The organism is Vibrio sp. 1288 (genome assembly GCF_033344475.1).
Genome location: NZ_JAWPOX010001218.1, coordinates 1 through 500, shown reverse-complemented (window position 1 = coordinate 500; position 500 = coordinate 1). Strand labels below are relative to the sequence as shown.

Here is a 500-nt window from a genome sequence, read left to right as displayed (position 1 = left end):
CAGAAATCGCTGAGCGTTTGGGTGACAAAGTCGTCTTGACCGATGATAACCCGCGCAGTGAAGACCCTGTATTAATCGTCAAAGATATGCTTGCTGGCCTATCCAAACCAGCAGAAGCGATTGTTCAGCATGATCGCTTTAAAGCGCTTTCTTACGCGGTAGAAAACGCTGCGCCTCAAGACATCATCTTGCTGGCAGGTAAGGGCCATGAAGACTACCAACTTCGTAATGGCGAAACGATTCATTATTCCGACCGCGAATCCGCAATGCAGCTTTTAGGATTGTCCTCATGATCAAGGTTACTTTATCTCAAATTGCAGAAATCACTGGCGGAGCGTTATTCGGTAACGATCTGACTATCGACGCAGTGTCCACTGACACGCGAACGATCGACAATGGTGCGCTGTTTGTTGCGCTTGTCGGTGAACGATTCGATGCTCATAATTTTTGTCAGCAAGCATTTGAAGCGGGGGCTGGTGCCTTATTGGTTGAAAAGCGTC

General features: G+C 48.0%; 2 protein-coding genes. Both read left to right on the top strand.

Annotated elements, in window-relative coordinates; genetic code table 11:
* Nucleotides 1–293, top strand: a 293-nt coding sequence (locus R8O11_RS31775; protein ID WP_412035111.1) for a glutamate ligase domain-containing protein, incomplete at its 5' end; no start/stop codon positions are given.
* Nucleotides 290–500: Mur ligase domain-containing protein (locus R8O11_RS31770; protein WP_318195458.1), on the top strand; the 211-nt coding region annotated here is incomplete at its 3' end. The genes R8O11_RS31775 and R8O11_RS31770, both read left to right, overlap by 4 nt.